The sequence below is a fragment of the Martinezella lusitana genome (assembly GCF_900094565.1).
GTDB classification, from domain to species: domain Bacteria; phylum Pseudomonadota; class Alphaproteobacteria; order Rhizobiales; family Rhizobiaceae; genus Rhizobium; species Rhizobium lusitanum.
This window is the reverse complement of the sequence record NZ_FMAF01000010.1, coordinates 55,083-73,751: the sequence shown is the minus strand read 5'-3', so window position 1 is coordinate 73,751 and position 18,669 is coordinate 55,083. Positions and strand designations below refer to the sequence as shown.

16 protein-coding genes and 1 pseudogene are annotated in these 18,669 nt (G+C 57.8%); 12 read left to right on the top strand and 5 right to left on the bottom strand.

The features are described from left to right. Positions 1-110: 110 nt before the first annotated feature. From GA0061101_RS20535 to GA0061101_RS20525, 3 genes are all read left to right on the top strand, one after another. Positions 111-1,931, top strand: a complete 1,821-nt coding sequence (locus GA0061101_RS20535) for a chloride channel protein (protein ID WP_092574682.1) — start codon at positions 111-113, stop codon at positions 1,929-1,931. A 93-nt stretch (positions 1,932-2,024) separates the two neighbouring features. Continuing rightward, positions 2,025-2,654, top strand: a complete 630-nt coding sequence (locus GA0061101_RS20530; RefSeq protein WP_092574681.1) for a carbonic anhydrase — start codon at positions 2,025-2,027, stop codon at positions 2,652-2,654. 444 nt (positions 2,655-3,098) lie between these two features. Then, entirely contained in the window at positions 3,099-5,033 is a 1,935-nt protein-coding gene (locus GA0061101_RS20525; RefSeq protein ID WP_092574679.1) for a methyl-accepting chemotaxis protein, read from the top strand. A 602-nt stretch (positions 5,034-5,635) separates the two neighbouring features. Here GA0061101_RS20525 and GA0061101_RS20520 read toward each other — a convergent pair. Then, entirely contained in the window at positions 5,636-6,808 is a 1,173-nt protein-coding gene (locus GA0061101_RS20520) for a DUF2252 family protein (RefSeq protein ID WP_051964122.1), read from the bottom strand. Between the two features lie 317 nt (positions 6,809-7,125). On the opposite strand from GA0061101_RS20520, the pseudogene GA0061101_RS40185 reads away from it, so the two are divergent. Both GA0061101_RS40185 and GA0061101_RS39480 read left to right on the top strand, forming a co-directional pair. Then, positions 7,126-7,305: pseudogene (locus tag GA0061101_RS40185) on the top strand (DUF2934 domain-containing protein); the annotation flags it as partial. A gap of 73 nt (positions 7,306-7,378) precedes the next feature. Next, positions 7,379-7,555: a hypothetical protein gene (locus GA0061101_RS39480; RefSeq protein ID WP_167669577.1), complete on the top strand. Its 177-nt coding sequence runs from the start codon at positions 7,379-7,381 to the stop codon at positions 7,553-7,555. A gap of 65 nt (positions 7,556-7,620) precedes the next feature. On the opposite strand, the gene GA0061101_RS20510 is transcribed toward GA0061101_RS39480, so the two are convergent. After that, positions 7,621-9,000, bottom strand: a complete 1,380-nt coding sequence (locus GA0061101_RS20510) for an MFS transporter (RefSeq protein WP_092574677.1) — start codon at positions 8,998-9,000, stop codon at positions 7,621-7,623. 595 nt (positions 9,001-9,595) lie between these two features. On the opposite strand from GA0061101_RS20510, the gene GA0061101_RS20505 reads away from it, so the two are divergent. Next, complete coding sequence (locus GA0061101_RS20505) at positions 9,596-10,312, top strand: FadR/GntR family transcriptional regulator (RefSeq protein ID WP_037199823.1); 717 nt, start codon at positions 9,596-9,598, stop codon at positions 10,310-10,312. Between the two features lie 325 nt (positions 10,313-10,637). On the opposite strand, the gene GA0061101_RS20500 is transcribed toward GA0061101_RS20505, so the two are convergent. Beyond that, on the bottom strand, positions 10,638-11,633 hold the full coding sequence (locus tag GA0061101_RS20500) for a LacI family DNA-binding transcriptional regulator (protein ID WP_037199824.1): 996 nt from the start codon (positions 11,631-11,633) through the stop codon (positions 10,638-10,640). 172 nt (positions 11,634-11,805) lie between these two features. Between GA0061101_RS20500 and GA0061101_RS20495 the strand changes: the two genes are divergently transcribed. The 6 genes from GA0061101_RS20495 to GA0061101_RS20470 all read left to right on the top strand — a co-directional run bounded on the left by GA0061101_RS20495 (position 11,806) and on the right by GA0061101_RS20470 (position 17,134). Then, complete coding sequence (locus tag GA0061101_RS20495) at positions 11,806-12,753, top strand: sugar ABC transporter substrate-binding protein (RefSeq protein WP_037196945.1); 948 nt, start codon at positions 11,806-11,808, stop codon at positions 12,751-12,753. A 125-nt stretch (positions 12,754-12,878) separates the two neighbouring features. Then, positions 12,879-14,000, top strand: coding sequence for an ABC transporter permease (locus GA0061101_RS20490; protein WP_037199827.1), 1,122 nt, complete (start codon positions 12,879-12,881; stop codon positions 13,998-14,000). A 2-nt stretch (positions 14,001-14,002) separates the two neighbouring features. Then, complete coding sequence (locus GA0061101_RS20485) at positions 14,003-14,797, top strand: ATP-binding cassette domain-containing protein (protein ID WP_037199829.1); 795 nt, start codon at positions 14,003-14,005, stop codon at positions 14,795-14,797. Positions 14,798-14,878: 81 nt separating this feature from the next. Then, complete coding sequence (locus GA0061101_RS20480; protein WP_092574676.1) at positions 14,879-15,682, top strand: TIM barrel protein; 804 nt, start codon at positions 14,879-14,881, stop codon at positions 15,680-15,682. Between the two features lie 42 nt (positions 15,683-15,724). Then, complete coding sequence (gene iolG / locus GA0061101_RS20475; protein ID WP_092574673.1) at positions 15,725-16,717, top strand: inositol 2-dehydrogenase; 993 nt, start codon at positions 15,725-15,727, stop codon at positions 16,715-16,717. Between the two features lie 129 nt (positions 16,718-16,846). Further along, positions 16,847-17,134 carry a MurR/RpiR family transcriptional regulator gene (locus tag GA0061101_RS20470; protein WP_037201447.1) on the top strand — a complete coding sequence of 96 codons (288 nt, stop codon included), beginning with the start codon at positions 16,847-16,849 and terminating at the stop codon, positions 17,132-17,134. Positions 17,135-17,166: 32 nt separating this feature from the next. Here GA0061101_RS20470 and GA0061101_RS20465 read toward each other — a convergent pair whose 3' ends face one another. Further along, positions 17,167-17,934, bottom strand: a complete 768-nt coding sequence (locus tag GA0061101_RS20465) for an NADPH-dependent F420 reductase (protein ID WP_342587923.1) — start codon at positions 17,932-17,934, stop codon at positions 17,167-17,169. Continuing rightward, complete coding sequence (locus GA0061101_RS20460) at positions 17,931-18,665, bottom strand: NADPH-dependent F420 reductase (protein ID WP_037201443.1); 735 nt, start codon at positions 18,663-18,665, stop codon at positions 17,931-17,933. The genes GA0061101_RS20465 and GA0061101_RS20460 overlap by 4 nt, the downstream gene beginning before the upstream one ends. Positions 18,666-18,669 lie beyond the last annotated feature (4 nt).

Genomic DNA, 18,669 nt, shown 5'->3' with positions numbered 1-18,669 from the left:
TCCAACTCCATCGGTCACAAACATATTGATTTATATCGTATCACGATATATGCGAAGCGCCGATGAGAAATATTCCTCCGCTGACAGCAGCGTGATCTGGAGACAACGCATTGAAAAACCCGGAAAGCAGACCACACTATCGTCAACATGACTTCACTGGCGGGCTTGCTCGACGAGAGGCTGGCGACTTCACCACGGACAAACGCGTCCTGCTCCTGATCGGCATGGCGATCATTGTCGGCACTGGCGGCGCATTGGCGGCCTGGGTATTGGTCAATCTGATCTCACTCGTGACGAACGTCGTGTGGTTTGGGCACTTCAGCACTCAGGCAGCTTCACTTGCCAATGCGCCACGATCGGCCTGGATGGTGGCGGCTCCTGTGATCGGTGGTCTGGTCATCGGCCTGATGGCTCGCTTCGGCTCTGAAAAGATCCGGGGGCACGGTATTCCCGAAGCCATAGAAGCCATCTTGATTGGCGGCAGTCGAATGTCGCCAAAGGTCGCCCTCCTGAAGCCGCTTTCATCGGCAATATCCATTGGAACGGGTGGCCCCTTCGGTGCCGAAGGGCCGATCATCATGACCGGCGGTGCGATCGGCTCGCTGTTTGCGCAATGTTTCCATATGAGTGCTGCGGAACGCAAAACGCTGTTGGTGGCAGGTGCAGCGGCCGGCATGACGGCGATTTTCGGATCACCGATTGCGGCTGTCATGCTGGCCGTCGAATTGCTGTTGTTCGAATGGAAGCCGCGCAGCTTCATTCCAGTCGCCGTGGCAGCTTGCGTCTCGATCTACTGGCGACCGCTCCTGTTCGGACAAGGCCCGCTCTTCCCGACCAATTTCCAAAGCCATCTTCCGTGGTGGAGTGTGTTTCTTTGCGTTGCTATGGGCATCGTCTCCGGCCTGCAGTCCGGGCTGCTTACGACGTTGCTTTACAAAATAGAGGATGCCTTCGAGCGGCTGCCGATCCATTGGATGTGGTGGCCTGCCGTCGGTGGTTTGGTCGTCGGTCTCGGTGGGTTAATCGAACCGCGCGCTCTCGGCGTCGGCTACGACATCATCTCGGATCTGTTGGGCAGCCACATCGTTGCCAAAGCAGTCCTTGCGATCCTGCTCGTTAAAGCAGGGATCTGGCTAGTCGCGCTATCCTCGGGAACGTCAGGTGGCGTGCTTGCGCCACTCCTCATTCTTGGCGGCGCTCTCGGTTGGCTCGTTGGACTGATTTTTCCCGGAGATCCCGGCTTCTGGGCCCTTCTTGGCATGGCGGCCATGATGGGGGGCACGATGCGCGCTCCGTTGACAGGGACTTTCTTCGCGATAGAGATTACTGGCGACATCAGCACGCTGGTGCCGCTGCTTGTAGCGACGGTCACAGCCTACGCCGTCACCGTTCTGCTGCTCCGCCGTTCTATCCTTACCGAAAAGATTGCGCGCCGCGGCCAGCACATCACCCGCGAATACGGTATCGATCCCTTCGAACTGACACGGGCATCCGAAATTATGATCCAGCAAGTCGATACCCTAGCGGCGAATATGAGCGTCGGTGAAGCTTGCAGCTTCTTTGCGTCTCCAGAAAAAAACCATCGCGTCTATCCGGTCGTGGAAGAGAGTGGCCTGCTTGCAGGCGTGGTCTCTCGCGCCGATGTGTTGCGCTGGCAGGGGGACGAAGGTCTGGCAGGCCAAAGTCTCAGAGAGAGTATTTCCGACAGCTCACTCCCCGTCGGTCATCCCGATGACACGGTGGGGTTCATTGCTGACCTTATGCTTGCCGCCGATACAGGTCGTATCCCGATCGTGGATCGCCAGACAGGCAAGCTCGTTGGCCTGATAGCCCGCAAGGACTTGTTGCGCTTGAGAAGCTCTCTGAAAACCGCCGAACTCGAGCGACGCCCATATTTTGGTGCCCGATCGGAGGCGGTTACGGATCAATAATCCTTGGGTTGCCTCAATGCACGGGGAGCCGCAATGTTTAGGCATGTGATCGATGGCGCACGGAGCCTCGGTTTCTGAACGGCGAGTTTTGTCATGATTGAAGACCTCTTTGCCAGGAACAGGGTGTGGGCTACTGAGCGCAAGGCTGAGAAGCCCAACTACTTCGAGAAGCTGTCGACGTTGCAGCAGCCGGACTATCTATGGATAGGCTGCTCCGACAGCCGTGTGCCCGCCAACGTCATCACCGGCCTGGAGCCGGGTGAGGTCTTCGTGCACCGTAACGTCGCCAACCTCATCCACCCCGCCGACCTGAATATGCTGTCCGTGGTGGAATATGCCGTGCACCAGCTTGGCGTAAGGCATGTCATCGTCTGCGGGCATTATGGTTGCGGCGGAATACGCGCCGCCGTCAACGAAGAGCGCTACGGCCTTATCGACCATTGGCTGCAGCCCGTGCGCGAGATGGCGGAACAGGCGTTCGAGTGCAGGGAATGCAACGCCTGGACGGACGCGGACCTCGACCGACTTTGCGAGGCCTCCGTCGCCGCACAGGTAAAACGACTTGCCCGTACCCCGACGCTCCAGGCGGCCTGGCAGGCCGGTAAAAATGTTGCGATCCACGGCTGGGTCTATGGTTTGAAGGACGGGCTACTTGCCGATCTCGGATGTACGGTGACCGGGCTTCTTGGCAATGTAACGGACAAATCGACACCGAACGGTTGAATGATTTCGGGCTGCATTCGCGAAGGATCGAAGGTGCAGCCATAACGCAGCGTCCTTCAATGCCACCGTTAAACGATAACGTGTTACTTCTTTGGATATGCTTGCTCCGTCCTCGATTGCCGAACTCGCGTTGTTCCTCGACTTTGCTCTCTTCATTGCTTGGATCTTGTTTTTCTTAAGCTCAATCATGGGAGTTTCGAGCAACATCGATGAACGATGTTTGACATGCTCCGATACGCCTTTGAGAAGGCTAATACTTATGGCCAATGCAAACTATTAAATCTTTTGTCAGGTTGGCGTGGTTATGTTCGTGTACAGCGCCGTCGGCGATGAGCAGGATGCTCTTTCTCTGTGATGTTCCAATCGGAAAACAGACAATTGTCGCCACACGCGAGTCTTTCATCGCGCGTATTTCCCGGCTCATCATGTTGCGCGAGCTATGCCATGTCACTTCTACAGAATGCCAAGATCAGAACAAAAATCCTGTCCATCATTATTCCGATCTGTCTGATCGGCATTGGAGGACTGCTCGTCCTATCCAGCCAGTACAAGAGCACTGTTGATACTTATTCGAGTTTCATCTCGAACGATGAGGCGGCGGCTGTGGAGATGGCGCGAGCCAGCCAGCGAGTAGTTGCACTCAGCTACAACGCCTATCAAATCCTGGTCTACAGCTCGAAAGATCAGGAAATGGCGAAGTTTACCAAGGATTACGACGAGAACAAGAGGGTCCTCCTCGACCGTCTGGCGACAGCCGGGCGACTTGTTCCCGCCGAAGCGACAGCGATTGACGCGCTCATTGTCCGGGCCAACAATATCATTGCCTTGACCGATCAGGCTGTAAAGGCCGGAATTGCGGATGACAACGAAACAGCCACGCGCCTACTGAAACAAGCAGATCCTCTGACCGGAGCAGAAGTGCTTGCGGTTCGCAACTGGCTCGATACCTTCAACAAGAACATTGCTGCCAAAAGCACTACGCTTGGCGCCCAGACAGCCGAGACCATCATCTATACCTTAATGACGCTCGGTATCATCTTTGCAGCAGCAATCTTGATTGCCGTGCTGATTTCTGCCCGTGGCATCACTGCCCCCGTCGAGCGGCTGCGTGCCCGTATGGTCTCGCTGGCAAAGGGTGAGACCGATGAAGCCATTTCGGGTATCGAGCGCAGGGACGAGGTCGGTCAAATGGCCGCCGCTGTCGCGATCTTCCGGGACAACGCTGTCGAGCGTATCCGCCTGGAGAAGGAGGCCGATGCCGACCGTAGTCTCTCGGAGAAGGACAGGCTCGAACGCGAAGCGCAGAAAGCCAAGGATGCGGCTGATACTCAATTTGCCGTCGATGGTTTGGCGAGCGGCCTGGCAGAGCTTTCGAATGGCAACGTGGTCTATCGCATTGAAAAGCCCTTCGTTGCTCACCTTGACCAGCTGAGGGCGGATTTCAACGCATCCATGGCAAAGCTCGAGGAAACACTGCGTGCGGTTGGCCAGGGCGGCCAGGCGATCGCCGCCGGCGCGAACCAGATCCGATCAGCCTCCGACGACCTCTCCAAGCGCACGGAACAGCAGGCCGCTTCGGTCGAGGAAACTGCCGCAGCTCTGGAAGAGATCACCACCACCGTCAAGGATTCTACCCGCCGGGCGGAGGAGGCAGGTGCACTCGTTGGCCGCGCTCGTGTCGGAGCGCAGAAGTCAGGCGACGTAATGCGCGAGGCGGTCGCGGCCATGGAAGCAATCTCGAAGTCATCGAGCGAGATCAGCAACATCATCGGCGTTATCGACGATATTGCTTTCCAGACAAACCTGCTTGCCCTCAATGCAGGCGTCGAGGCGGCTCGGGCTGGCGATGCCGGCAAGGGTTTTGCGGTTGTCGCCCAGGAAGTGCGGGAACTGGCGCAGCGCTCGGCCAAGGCGGCCAAGGAGATCAAGGCGCTCATTTCGACATCAGGCCAACAGGTCAACAGCGGCGTCGATCTCGTTACGAGAACCGGGCAGTCGCTCCAGCAGATCGTCAACGAGGTTGAGGAAATCGATGGCAACGTCCGCGCGATCGTCGAAGCCGCCCGCGAACAGGCGACCGGATTGCAAGAGATCAACACGGCCGTCAACAGCATCGACCAGGGAACGCAACAGAATGCCGCGATGGTCGAGGAATCCACCGCCGCGAGCTACAGCCTGGCCAAGGAAGTATCGGCCTTGAACGATCTGCTCGGGCAATTCACCCTCCAAGACGTTCGAAGCCATCACCGGCCGGTCGCCACCACCCAAAAGTCGGCTCCCGCAGTGTCGCCCGCCAGATCGCTCCGTGCAAAGCTTGCCGGCGCCTTCGGGGGGACGGGCAGCGCGGTAGTGGCGGCCACCGGTTGGGAAGAGCTCTGATCGGAAGGCACTGGTTGCTTTCCCGTATAATGACAACCTTGGTATGCGGCTTTGATAACAGCTCTGGACCCGATCCGCTTCGTTCGCGGTAAGCCTTCGCCGCGTGTTATTGTTAGCTATTGGAAAGGTTTACTCGACTTCGGTGGATTAGAACGGCTGGCGTATTCTACGCTCGGCATTGCATTTCAGTTGCGGCATGGCGCGCGAAAAGTGACGCGCATTGAGTGCTTCACGAGGCGTCTCCTCGAAAAAGTGGAAGAAAAAGCCCTCGACGGATGGAACACCGGCAGTCGCCATGAGTTCCGAAAGCGGAGGAGAGCGTGCCGTCTTCCTCCTCTCCGGGGTGCGTCGCGGTACCCCTATGCCGGCTCCTCGTCCGGCACCGCGGCGCACCTTAGAGGGCGTGCTCATCAGGATTGCGAATGTCGCGCTGCAAGCGCTCTACCGCAGCCACTTTATCGCGAACCGCGCGGGTAAAGCCGCAATCCGGTGAGCACGTGGAAGGCTATCGAGACCCGTTCTCATGTCGCCGTCTGCCAAGCCCGGCAACCTGTTTTATGCTAGGCCACCGTCTCAATATTTCAGTCGGATGGCAGCGACCATTAACGGTGCGTGAGCGCAAATCGCCTGCAATGCTCGAGATAGGCTTTGTCGTGAATGGACAGGAGTTCGATTACGCTCGACCAAAGCCATGATGGAGCATCTGGCTTTTTTCGGCGTGCATTCCTCAGTTCGACAGTCCATGATCGCCATGTCTGATGATCCATCTGTCGACCGTGAGCGTGACCCACAACTCCTCCGAGGTAGCGGGCAATTGCGCAGATTTCGTCGTCTGCAAGGCGGCCTACTTCGAACTTTTTATCTTGAGGCGCGATCTCTCGAACAATGACAGCATTGTTCATCACATGCGACGCGATCATCCGATCGCCGAGATTGGGCGAAAGTGCCTTTGCTCCTGTCACGACTCTTTCGGCGGGATCGGACGGCATCACAGCCCCGGCAGCCGAAGGGGCGCACGTCCGAACGGCTTGCTTGATGTCTAGCAACGAAACCGGTCCATGTTTGCCGTCTCGAACGAGAACCGCACATCGCAGTTGACCGAGCGAGCTGCAACCTTTGATCCAATAGGCGGCATCAAGCACACGCTCCTTGCCGCCTCTCAACCGTTCCGGTCCAAGGACACTCCTTGCCAATTCCGTCTGCTTGCAAAGCGCAAGAACCGCGGTGCGCTCGGTTCTGTGTAACGGCCATAAGCGCTTGCCGCGGGGAAGCAAAGGGTGCTTAGTCTGGAAATTCTCCATTGCAAGGTTTCGCCAGCGCCGCCGTGTGGAACGCCGCAGAAGTTTTCTAATGTCCCTTGGTTGATGCAGATGCGGAGTGCTTCCGTCTGCCTCGACGGAGGCGGTCTCATATCCGGCAATGAGCGCCTCCAACATTTTCGCAGTCGTAACCCCAGGCAAGTCCGAGCCGCGCGCAGCCGACGCGAGCGAAAGGCCCAAGCGAATGAGATCATCGACCGGATTGCCGATGACCGTCTGGTCAAAGTCCCGGATCTGAACCGCAACGTCACCGTCGCGGTCGGCCAACGCCCCAAGGTTGCCCAAGTGGCAATCTCCGCAGATCCAGATGTGAGGCCCGCAGGGGCCGGTATCAGCGCGTTGGTCCAGCCACTCATAGAATAGCTTGGTTGTTCCCCGTATATACGCTTCCGGGGATCGCGCCATCTTAAGGTCGCGCCGGTAATGCAAAAAAGAAGTCCGGTCCTTGCCACTCATCGGTTTACATTTGGTTGCGGCGCACCAACAAAGGAAAGGCGCGCATTCATGCGTCTGTAAGCCCGTAAACGAGGATATGAAGCCGATGGTTCCCTCATGGGATTGAGTGGTCTCTGACACCTCAACATGCCGAGCCAGTGGTAGCTGCATCCAAGTCGATATGACCGTGCTGGTATCCGTTACCGCAATGGCAAACGTTGGGCCAGCCGGCATTCCAAGCGGAACAATAGCAGCCATACGCCGTTACTAGGGTGCAGGGCGTCGCGAAGGAAGCGATTGCTTAAGCACGCCGGCAGCCCTTGTTAGAGGAGGAGCCATTGGGAACGGATAAGCACGAGCAGATTCGGCGACGAGCTTATGAAATATGGGAGAATGAAGGCCGCCCCGACGGCGCGGCGTCCCGGCATTGGTTGTAGGGGACGGATGAACTGGCCGGAGAGGACGAGCCCGAACCGCTAAAAGATCTTATCGCTGAGGATGACCATGACAATGAAGCAAGGGGGACCGAACAAGAACATCATACTATCTGGCCGATGAGCGAGTGGGATCTTGCGAAGCGTTGGCGACAGGTTGACCATACACATCCTGGTCTTCAACAAGTCCGAGCAGCGCCACTGTGCCTTCGAGCGAGCCGACTTTGCCTACGACGATAGGCGCGATCTCTATACCTGCCCTGCTGGCAAGGAGTTACGCTCACGGCAGGACATCGGCGACAGCGAATATGATGTACGTACCTCAAGCACTTGACGCAGCAAACCTTGACTGCGATCAACAGCAGAACAGATAACGACCTCGAAACAGTGCTAAGTCTTTCACTCAGTTCGGGCTTCGACCAACGTCGTTATTTCGCCCGCGCCCATCGATACCGCCTCGGATGGCAAAAGCGTGAAACGTTCGATAGGTCCGACCAGTAGCCAGTAGCTGACCACGGCACAAATCACATGGAGGCCGACATACAGCAGCGCGCCGTGAAACGAGCCGGTGCCTTGAATGATATAGCCGATAGCGACGGGAGTAATGATGCCGCCGACGCTGCCCGCAGCATTGAATAGCCCCCCGGTCAGTCCGATGGCTTCCTTCGGCGCCGTGTCTGCCACGACTGTCCAGCCGAGCGCCCCAAACCCTTTCCCGAAGAAGGCTGCGCACATGATCGCCACCACGATAAAATTGACCTCGGTGTAATTGCAGAGAATGATGCTCGCACTCAGACCCAGCCCAAGAGTGATTGGGATCTTGCGGGCGAGGCTCAATGAGTCGGTCCGGCGAAGCAGCCAATCGGAAAAGAAGCCTGTCGTCACCCCACCGATGCATCCGAAGATCGCCGGCAAGGACGCGACGAACCCAGCTTGAAGCATCGAAAAATGACGGGCTTCAACGAGGTAGCTTGGAAACCATGAGATAAAGAAGGTCGAAAGTGAAGCGATGCAATATTGCGCCAGGAAGATCCCGACGAGCATCCGGTTTGTCAGAATCTGCTTGATGGCCTGACGGGTTGCGAGTGGCGGCGGCGCATCGGCTGCCGGTTTCGCGCCGACATCCGTCAAGGCGCCTCGCGACTTGATATAGTCGAGCTCGGACCGAGAAACACGCGGATGTTGGCTGGGTGCGAAATATGTCAGGCTCCAGACAACGGCAAGGACGAGGCCCAGACCGCCCATCACCGAGAAAATCGATTCCCAGCCGAAATAGTGGTAGAGAGCGCCCATCAAGGGCGTGAACACCGCCAAAGCGAGATACTGCGCCGAGTTGAAGATCGCGCCAGCAATCCCTCGTTCGTCGGAAGGAAACCACGCAGCTATGATGCGCGCCGAGGCGGGTGCGACCGGGCCTTCGAGAATTCCGAGTATGAGGCGCAGGATGAAAAGGGCGACGACGGGAAAGGCAATCCAACCAACGCCGCTGACCAGGAATACCGTCGCCGACCATCCGGCAAGCGATACCAGAATGGCAGCCTTCGCTCCCGTTCGGTCGACGAGCCAGCCGGACGGCACCTGTGAAAGAAAATAACTCCAGGAGAAAGCCGAAAAAAGCCAGCCCATGTTGACCGGGGTGATGCCCAGGTCTCGCGCAATTCCGGGCCCCGCCACGGACAGTGTCGCCCGGTCTCCAGTACTCAATGCCAGGACGATTGTGATCAGCGCAAGGACGATAAATCGTTGGTAGCCGGAACGGACAGGCTCGCTCGGTGTCATAGTGTTTCCCTCCCAATACAGCCCTCATTCAGGGCATTTATGATCTTCTCTCCCAGAAGATCCGTGTCGAACGCTGCCGTCACATTTAGGCTGTCGATCCATCCGGCCTTGTTGGGACTTTCCGCTCCCAATGCGCATACCGGTCGGTTTCCAGATATTCTTCGTTGATCTCGGCGCCCCAGCCCGGTCGATCGGGCCTTAACTAGAAATAGCAGTCCTTCGGCAGATAGGGGTCGAGCACGCAATGGGCATCGCCATGGTTTGGCCGCCGAGTAGCCATGTACCGTTGGATCCGGCGGTTTCATTCGGTAGGCGACATTCCAGGGTCCGGAAATTCGGTTTAGAGGCGTGGGTGTATGACGCTCGGGCGCAATGTGATCGTCGTGGTCGAACGGAGTGACGAGAATGCCGGACACCTCGCGCAGCGCTTTTCTCAATGACGTGTTGACTTGGTTTGTGAAGTTCTTCCATCTAAAGGTGTATGGCGACTGCTAACATGTAATTTATATTTACAAGTTAGATTACAAGTCAAGGCGCGATGGAGACTTGATTGCGTCGATGGCAACCGGAGAGATGAGCGAGGGATTGCACTAAGGTGACAGGTCTGATTTTCACCCCGCAGAAAAGAGAGCGCTTGGGCGACAGGCTCTATGGCCAAATACTCGAGCAGATTATCTCGGGAGCCTTGAGCGAAGGCGATCGGCTGCCGTCTGAAAATCAGTTATGCCAGTCATTTAACGTATCAAGGCCGATCGTTCGTCAGGCGCTGTTGCGTTTACAAGCTGACGGTCTTGTCGCGTCACGCCAGGGAGCGGGAACCTTTATTCAAAAACAACCGCCGCAAAGCTTGACGCGCTTTGCCGAACCTTCCGACGTCTCCGAGATGCTGCGTTGCCTCGAGTTGCGGATGGCTGTCGAAAGCCAGGCTGCCGCGCTGGCGGCTCTCCGACATACCGCTTCTCAACTCGCGGATATTCAGAGCGCATTGACAGCAATTCGGGTAGAAATGGAGACCGGCAATCTAGCGGTCTCCGCAGACTTTGCCTTTCATCGCGCCGTCGCCACCGCGAGCGGAAATGAGCTGTTCTTGCAGGTGCTGCAATCGCTTCATGATCTGATCGAGCGCGGCATGAAAGTCGCGCTCAGCATTACGCGCGAAGGGACGCCAGAACGTGCCAAAAGGGTATTCGACGAGCACCAAGCTGTTTATCGGGCGATCGAGCAAAGAGATATGCAAGGTGCCGAACTTGCGATGCGGTATCATCTGGACCGCCTTCGACAACGCGTAACAGACAGCCAGAGAGATCGCTGACAGTTGCTGCTCGATAGATTGCTGACATCACGCGCGCAAAAAATCCTGTGGTCATGATTGTGGTATTCGAAAACTCAAGCATATCAATGCATCAGACATCCGCTCGCCAGACCAATGGCATCACGTACGTCTGACACAGCGAGCAGGCCGGTGAAGGTACAGATAGCCTCTCCGCGACCCTTAGTCGTTACACCCTGCCCGATCGTGGCCTCATCCGCTTGACAATTTCGCTCACTGGACCTCTTACGTTCAATTGCAAGAGTATCCGGTAGGCTCAAGGAGAAATGCGACCGCTGGTATTTCGTGGCCGATTCTTCGAAGTATTTTACGCCGATGATCTTGGCACAAGGCGTCCCGGTATGACAACCGTATCAGCATCGCGCTTGCTGGTTATCATCGCTACCAGCGCGTTGATCATTGCGTCGGTGGGCTGCTCGTAGCTGGTCAATTCGTAGGCGGGAGCCCAGCCGAGCTCGATATTATCGAAGCCAACGACCGCCAGGTCTTGTGGAATTCGAAGACCGAATTCGCTCCGGGCGACATCCATCGCTCCGAGTGCCAGAATGTCATTTTCACACATCAATACGTCGATGCGCGATGCGGGCGAAGTCGCGCTCAAATAAGTGCGGGCCGCCTCCGCGCCGGCCTCCGCGCTGTATTTCCCGGCGGCCAGCTCCGCGACGCCTTCGATACCTTTCCGCCGCCAGAAATTTATATAGTGATGGCGCCTGCCAAGCGCCGTCGACAGGGTTCTCGCTCCCGTCATAAAGCCGGGGCGGCGATATCCCTTGTCGAACAGGTAATCGACGATTTCGCCAAGAGCGAGCTCAGCATTGCAGGCGATGGCGGGGACGCCGAGGATTTGGCTGTCTCTCGCGAGAACGAACATCGGCGGGAAACCTGGGCCAAGCCTCCGATCTCCCAACGTCTCCTCGCGAAAGGCCGTGCCGAACAGGATTACGGCGTCAAATTGCCGCTGGCCGGCATTGATCAACGCGTGAACGTGATCGAAATGGCGGTTGATGTTGATCAAGACGGTCAGCAGACCCTCCGCCTGTAGGCGCGCGGTCAATAGTTCCAGAACCGGAAGCTTGTGCGGATTGGCGAAGTCGTCGACAAAGACGGCGACCTGATGCGTGGTGTTCGTGGCAAGACTGCGGGCGAGCAGGTTGGGCGAATAGTTCAAGGCCTCGGCCGCCTGAAGCACCTTTTGCCGGCTGACATCCGTAATGGACGCACCGGGCGTGAATGCACGGATAACTGTCCATTTTGACACGCCGGCGGCTTCCGCCACCTCTTTCGCCGTCGCTCGTTTGCGCATGGTTGCCTCCTCAATTGGAATGAATATTCCACAAAAAAATAAAAATGGAATGGATGCTTGATTTCTGTCGACAATAAAGTAGTTTTATCGAGCTTGCTACCGGGTGCAAGGGAGATTGCTACCGGTAGCAAGAGGAGGTTCGCGATGGAGCGGACTGTTTTGGGAGGGTAAAATGAAATTCGGTTTGAAATCGCTTCTCACGAGCGCAGCCATCGCTGCCGCGCTCATGTGCTCTTCGGCAATCGCCAATGCCGCAGACGTTCACATCGTTGCCGTCACTCACGGACAGGCGAACGATCCCTTCTGGTCCGTCGTCAAGAATGGCGTCAATGCTGCGGCGAAGGACATGGGCGTCAGCGTCGACTATCGCGCTCCGGAGACCTTTGACATGGTGTCAATGGGACAGCTCATCGACGCTGCCGTCAACCAGAAGCCCGACGGGCTTATCGTCTCCATTCCGGATGCCTCGGCGCTCGGTCCGTCCATCAAGAAGGCTGTCGCCGCCGGTATTCCGGTTATTTCCATTAATTCCGGTTCCGACGTTTCCAAGGAACTGGGAGCGCTTCTGCATGTCGGCCAGGACGAATATACCGCCGGCAAGGCCGCCGGCGCGAAGCTGCGTGAGATGGGCGGCAAGGAAGGCCTATGCGTGAACCAGGAGGTCGGCAACGTTTCGCTCGACCTACGCTGCAAGGGCTTTGCCGATGGTTTCGGCGGCAAGGTCACGGTTCTTCCGGTCAGCAACGATCCGGCTGATGTCCGCGCGAAGGTCAAGGCGGCGCTGAGTTCCAATACGGCTGTTGATACTGTCATGGCGCTCGGTGCCGGTACGGCCGGCGAGCCGTCTCTGGCGGCCGTCGAGGATGTCGGAATGACCGGCAAGATCAAGGTGGCGACATTCGATCTTTCGGCCGATTTCCTGAAGGCCGTGGCGGACGGCAAGGCAGCCTTTGCGATCGATCAGCAGCAGTTCCTGCAGGGCTATCTGCCGGTCGTATTCCTGGCCAACTATGCCAAATACGGGCTTATCCCGGGGGGTAACGTTCCATCCGGCCCGAACCTTATCACCAAGGAGAAGGCTGCTCAGGTGGTGGATCTCTCCGCAAAGGGCATTCGCTAACCGGAATTGCCGAAAGGCATTCTCCCAGAATCTCCTCCCCTAGATGGGGGAGGAGGTTTGGCTGACTGAGCGCGCTGCCGAGCAGCGCCAACGCTACCCTACATTATGTTCCCCTGGGAGGAGTTATGGCTTCACTTGAGCAGAAAACGGCCATCGCGCCGGAGGCCGATGAGCGCGTCAAACAAGTGAGTTTTCTGACGCATATGATGCGGCGGCCCGAGCTTGGTGCCGTGGCGGGCCTTGTTCTCGTCATCGTGTTTTTCTTTCTCACCGCCGATCGCACCATGTTCTCGCTTTCCGGCCTGATGACCATCATGGCACCGGCATCGCAATTGGGAATTCTGGCCATTGCCGCAGCACTTCTGATGATCGGAGGGGAGTTCGATCTCTCGATCGGCTCGATGGTCGCCTTTGCGGGACTGATCTTCGGCGTCATTCTCACGAATTTCGGACAACCGCTTTCGGTTGCCATCGTCATGACGATGCTCTTTGCGGCGTTCATGGGGGCGATCAATGGACAGATCGTCATTCATACGCGCCTTCCATCCTTCATCGTGACGCTGGCATTCCTCTTCATTCTCCGTGGCTTGACGCTTGTCGGCTTGAAATGGGCGACAGGCGGCTCGACACAGCTTCGCGGTATCGGCGTGCGGGTCAGCGACAGTCCGCTGCTTGGCTTCTTTTCCGGCGATGCGCTGAAGGGCGCCTTTGTCTGGCTCGCTGATCACGATCTGATCGACAAGTTTCCCAATGGCATGCCGAAAGTCACGGGTATCCCGGTGTCGGTATTGTGGTTCGTTGCGCTCGCCCTGGCTGCGACCTGGGTCCTTCTGCGCACCCGCACAGGTAACTGGATCTTTGCCGCGGGTGGTGACCCCAATGCGGCGAGAAATTCCGGTGTCCCGGTTCACAGGGTAAAGACCGGCCTCTTCGCGCTGACGGCATGTGCGGCAGCTCTGGTCGCCATCATCACGGTGCTCGATGCCGGCTCGACTGACGCCAGACGCGGCTTTCAGAAAGAGTTCGAGGCGATCATCGCAGCCGTCATTGGCGGGTGCTTGCTGACAGGCGGCTATGGTTCGGCGATCGGCGCCTTCTTTGGCGCGATCATCTTTGGTTCCGTCTCGATTGGCCTGACCTACACCAAGTTCGATTCCGACTGGTTTCAGGTCTTCCTGGGCTCAATGCTGCTGCTGGCAGTGCTCTTCAACAATTTCATCCGTCGCAAGGTTACCGGGGAGCGCTGATCATGTCTGACGTCAATAATCGAATACCGATCATCGAAGTGACCGATATCATCAAGCACTACGGCTCCGTGATTGCGCTTAACGGCGTATCGATGCAAGTGTCGGCCGGAGAGGTGCTTTGTCTCCTCGGAGACAATGGCGCGGGCAAATCCACTTTGATCAAGACGCTCTCCGGCGTTGTCCGCCCAAGCGGAGGCGAGTTCCTCGTCGAAGGCAAGCCGGTCAATTTCCGCAGTCCGCGCGACGCGCTCGATGCCGGGATCGCGACCGTTTATCAGGACCTTGCCATGATCCCGCTGATGTCGATCACTCGCAATTTCTTCATGGGGCGGGAGCCTCGCAAGGGTTTATTCCCGTTCCGTCACCTCGACCTTACGCATTGCAACGACGTCACGCGTGAAGAGATGCACAAGATCGGCATCGATATCCGCGATCCCAATCAGGCGGTGGGCACTCTGTCAGGGGGCGAACGCCAATGTGTTGCCATTGCGCGCGCCGTCTATTTCGGTGCCAAGATCCTCATTCTCGATGAGCCGACTTCGGCGCTCGGCGTGGCGCAAACCTCGATGGTGCTGAAATACATCCACCAGGTTCGACAGAATGGTTTGGGCGTCATTTTCATCACCCACAATGTCCGCCACGCCTATGCGGTGGCAGACCGCTTCACCATCCTCAATCGCGGCCAGACGCTCGGCACCTTTGCCAAGGCTGATATTGAGATGGATGCGCTTCAGAACCTCATGGCCGGCGGCAAGGAGCTGCAGCAACTGTCGGAAGAGCTCGGCGGCACGATCTAGCCTGCTCGCTTCCAAGGCGGTGATCGATCGGCACTCGGCGGCCGCCGCCTTTCACTCAATCATCAACCATGGAACACGGTCATGAACGACGGTTCGTCGAATGCCTCATCTCCCTTCACCCTCGCAGTTTGCGCCGAGATGATTTTCACGTCGCTTCCTGTCATCGACAGGCTCAAGCGCATCACCGAACTCGGCTTTCACGCCGAGATCTGGGACTGGACGAAACATGACATCGCCGCCCTTGCAAAATCCGGAGCGGTCTTCTCGTCGATGACGGGCTATGTGACCGGCACACTCGCCGATGACGAGGGCGCCGACGAACTACTGCGAACTGCGAAGCAATCGATCTCGATCGCCAGGGAGCTCAACTGCCCGCGCCTCAACCTGCATGGGACCGGTCTCGATGGCCAGGGTTTGCCGGCGGTCAAGGCGGACAAGGTGACGGGCGCCATGTGGCTCAAGGCGCGCGATACCCTTAATCGGATCGCCGACCTCGGCGAACAAGAAGGCGTCACCTTCGTACTCGAAAACCTCAATGAAGCCGTCGATCATCCGAAGACGCCGTTTGCCAAGGCGGAAGACACACTTGCTCTCGTCTCATCGGTAAATCGACCATCTCTGAAGCTCAATCTCGACCTCTATCACGCCCAGATCGGCGAGGGAAACCTGATCGCGCTGTGCCGTCGCGCTCTGCCCTATATCGGCGAAATCCAGGTGGCGGATGTTCCCGGTCGCATGGAACCGGGCACCGGAGAGATCAACTACAAGGCAATCGCCCGTGCGCTCAAGGATATGGGCTATCGCGGCACGATCGGCATGGAGGCCTGGGCCTCCGCCGATGACGAGACGGCGCTTGCCCGTTTCCGCGAAGCCTTCACGGTTTGAACATTTCGATAGTCAACACTTACATATCATGGAGAGATATCAATGATCAGGTTTGGAGTGATCGGCGCCGGCCGGATAGGCAAGGTGCATGCCGCAACCATCGCGGCGAACCCAAAGGCGAAGCTCGTCTATGTGGCGGATGCCTTCAAGGCATCGGCAGAGGCGCTTGCCGCGCAGACGGGTGCTGAGGTTGCCGACGCCGAGGATGTCATCAAGTCCTCAAATGTCGATGCGATCCTGATTGCGACGCCGACACCCAGCCATGCCGATCTCATCGAGGCGGCGGCGAGGGCCGGCAAGGCCATCCTCTGCGAAAAGCCGGTGTCCCTGTCGGTCGAGCGCATCAATGCCTGCCTCGACGTCGTCGAGAAGAATAAGTCGACCCTGATGATCGGCTTCAATCGCCGGTTTGACCCGAACTTCGCCAGTGTGGAAGCGCGCCTGCGCCGCGGCGATGTCGGCGACATCGAGATCGTGACGATCACCAGCCGCGACCCCACGCCGCCGCCGGCCGATTACGTCAAATCCTCCGGTGGTCTGTTCCGCGATATGATGATCCATGACTTCGACATGGCCCGCTTCCTCATGGGAGAAGAATTCGTCGTCGTGAACGCACTTGGATCTTCGCTCGTCGACAAGGCGATCGGAGCCGAGGGCGATGTGGATACCGCCGCGGTCCAGATGCAGACGGCGTCCGGGCGCATTGCCGTCATCACCAATTCACGCCGAGCGACTTACGGCTACGACCAGCGCATCGAGGTCCATGGAGCTGCCGGCATGCTTGCGGCGAGGAATATCCACGCAACCAGCGTCGAGCTTTCCAATGCGAACGGCGTCAGCGGCGATCCCGTTCAATATTTCTTCCTGGAACGCTATGCCCAGGCCTACGCCAACGAGATCAATGCCTTCATTGATGCGATCGACAGCGGCAACCGTTCGCCGAAGCCCGGCGGACTTGATGGCCTCCAGGCTCAGAAACTGGCGGAGGCGGCGACCGTGAGCTGGCAGACGGGGAGGCCGGTGCAGGTCGCTTAGCACGTTTCGACGCGATGCGGTGATGTCCTGACACTGCCGCATCGCTGCCGGGGGTGACGTTCCGCCTCGTGATATGCGCCGGGTCGCATTGAGTTTGCCGGAAGGCAATTCTTTGGAAGGTAAAGCGCAATGCTACAGGATAGAGACCACCGTCCTCCCGCGACGCTGCAGGAACTGAAGTACCGGATCGCCAAACGGCAGATCGTCTTTCCAAACAGTCTCGAGCAGGTCGCGAGGCAGATTATAGAACGGCCGGACATGATTGCTTTCGAAAGTGCCGCTGCGGTTGCGCGCAATTGCAGGGTTTCCCAAACGACCGTTCACCGACTTGCACAGCACATCGGGTTTCGAACATTTGGGGAGTTGCGCGCGATGATAAGAGACCATCTTCGCAAGATTTCCGCACATCAGCGCTAGGGGCCAGAGTGACGGATACAGGAGGTTGAGATCTACATGAACAAGGCCCTGTTCAACCGCACGAGATAGTCGGCAGTGGGATTGATCCTCGTATCGCCAAGCCTCTCCTGAACCGCAGCTACGGACAGGTCTCGTCGCTTTGGCAATCTTGATCTTTCCGCGACGGCAAGTGCATCGGGCATCTCGATGGCCTTTAGATCGGTGCAGTAGACAGGGGAGCCCGGCTGCTGACGCCATGATTCAGATAGCGATCCAGCATCGACCGCGTCGAATCCCGTATCGCCAACAAGCGCCATGGCGACATATCGATCACGTTCATTATCCGCTGCAACCGGAATGGCGATCCGATCCGGGTGGTCGGCAGGTTTTCCCAGTCGGGCGAAAGAGTCCGAACCGATAGCATTCCAAGCCTTTGCAATCGGTCGGCCGAGTTGTCTGGATACCCAGACACTCTCGACCTCGCCGCCTTCGATATCGGCGATCTCGGTGTCGCGCATTGGGTAGTAGTTGGACGTATCGATCACTACCGCGTCTTTCGGAAGTCCAGCTAGTCGAGGTGCAATTTTGATCAGCTGATTAAAAGGAATCGACAGGATCAGGATATATGCGTCCTCGACTGCCTGCTCGACAGTGACAGCTTGCCCGCCTGACGCAAACACCTCTGGATCGATTGTGTCGGGACCGCGAGAATTTGCCGCCTTCACATCATACCCGGCCTTGCTCAGTTCCCGGACCAGCGTTTTTCCGATATGGCCGACGCCGATTATACCAACTTGCATGATGTCTCTTGTATCTCTCACGCGGTTACGGCGCGGTTGCGGGCGACAATTTCGTCGTGGATCAGGCTATCGCCTCTCTCCATGAATCCCTTGATCAAGGTTTCGCGGTTGTCGGCCGAGCGGGTCTGGTCTGCTTTTTCGAGCGCCCCCCTCAGCTCATCAATCGTCAGTTCCGTACAATAGGCAGGGGTACCGGGCTGCTGTCGCCATGAGGTTGCAAGCACCCCGGCATCGAAGGCGTCGAAGCCCGTTGCCTCTACCAGTTCCATGACGCGCGACTTCTTTTCGGGATCATCACCCGCTACCGGAAGGGCGATGCGGCCTGGTTGCAACTTCTCTACGCTCTTTTCCGCAAGGGTCGCGGCAAGCACCGCGTTCCAGGCTTTAATGATGGGTCGATTGATCTGCTCGGTGACCCAGACCGCTTCCGGCTTGCCGTCATCGACGTCGCAGATCGCTCCGTCACGAAACGGGTAGTAGTTGGAAGTGTCTACGACGACGACGTTGTCGGGAACATCTTCAAACAACCCGGCAAGGTCGCGATGGGCTGAAAACGGGATGGAGAGGATCACAGTATCCACCCCTGTCACGGCATCTTCCTTGGTCGTGGCCGTCGCACCAACGTCAGCGGCGAGCTCGCGGATCGATTCCGGGCCCTTGGAATTGGCGAGCTTGATCTCGTGACCTGCGGCTCCGAGCTTGCGTGCGAGTATCGCGCCGATGTTCCCCGCGCCGATAATTCCGATCTTCATATCA

Coding starts and splice junctions, on each gene's coding strand:
- GA0061101_RS20480 (WP_092574676.1), top strand. CDS start 14,879: ATGAACGACGGTTCGTCGAATGCCTCATCTCCCTTCACCCTCGCAGTT.
- GA0061101_RS20530 (WP_092574681.1), top strand. CDS start 2,025: ATGATTGAAGACCTCTTTGCCAGGAACAGGGTGTGGGCTACTGAGCGC.
- GA0061101_RS20490 (WP_037199827.1), top strand. CDS start 12,879: ATGGCTTCACTTGAGCAGAAAACGGCCATCGCGCCGGAGGCCGATGAG.
- GA0061101_RS20495 (WP_037196945.1), top strand. CDS start 11,806: ATGAAATTCGGTTTGAAATCGCTTCTCACGAGCGCAGCCATCGCTGCC.
- GA0061101_RS20500 (WP_037199824.1), bottom strand. CDS start 11,633: ATGCGCAAACGAGCGACGGCGAAAGAGGTGGCGGAAGCCGCCGGCGTG.
- GA0061101_RS20485 (WP_037199829.1), top strand. CDS start 14,003: ATGTCTGACGTCAATAATCGAATACCGATCATCGAAGTGACCGATATC.
- GA0061101_RS20520 (WP_051964122.1), bottom strand. CDS start 6,808: ATGAGTGGCAAGGACCGGACTTCTTTTTTGCATTACCGGCGCGACCTT.
- iolG (WP_092574673.1), top strand. CDS start 15,725: ATGATCAGGTTTGGAGTGATCGGCGCCGGCCGGATAGGCAAGGTGCAT.
- GA0061101_RS20510 (WP_092574677.1), bottom strand. CDS start 9,000: ATGACACCGAGCGAGCCTGTCCGTTCCGGCTACCAACGATTTATCGTC.
- GA0061101_RS20525 (WP_092574679.1), top strand. CDS start 3,099: ATGTCACTTCTACAGAATGCCAAGATCAGAACAAAAATCCTGTCCATC.
- GA0061101_RS20470 (WP_037201447.1), top strand. CDS start 16,847: ATGCTACAGGATAGAGACCACCGTCCTCCCGCGACGCTGCAGGAACTG.
- GA0061101_RS20460 (WP_037201443.1), bottom strand. CDS start 18,665: ATGAAGATCGGAATTATCGGCGCGGGGAACATCGGCGCGATACTCGCA.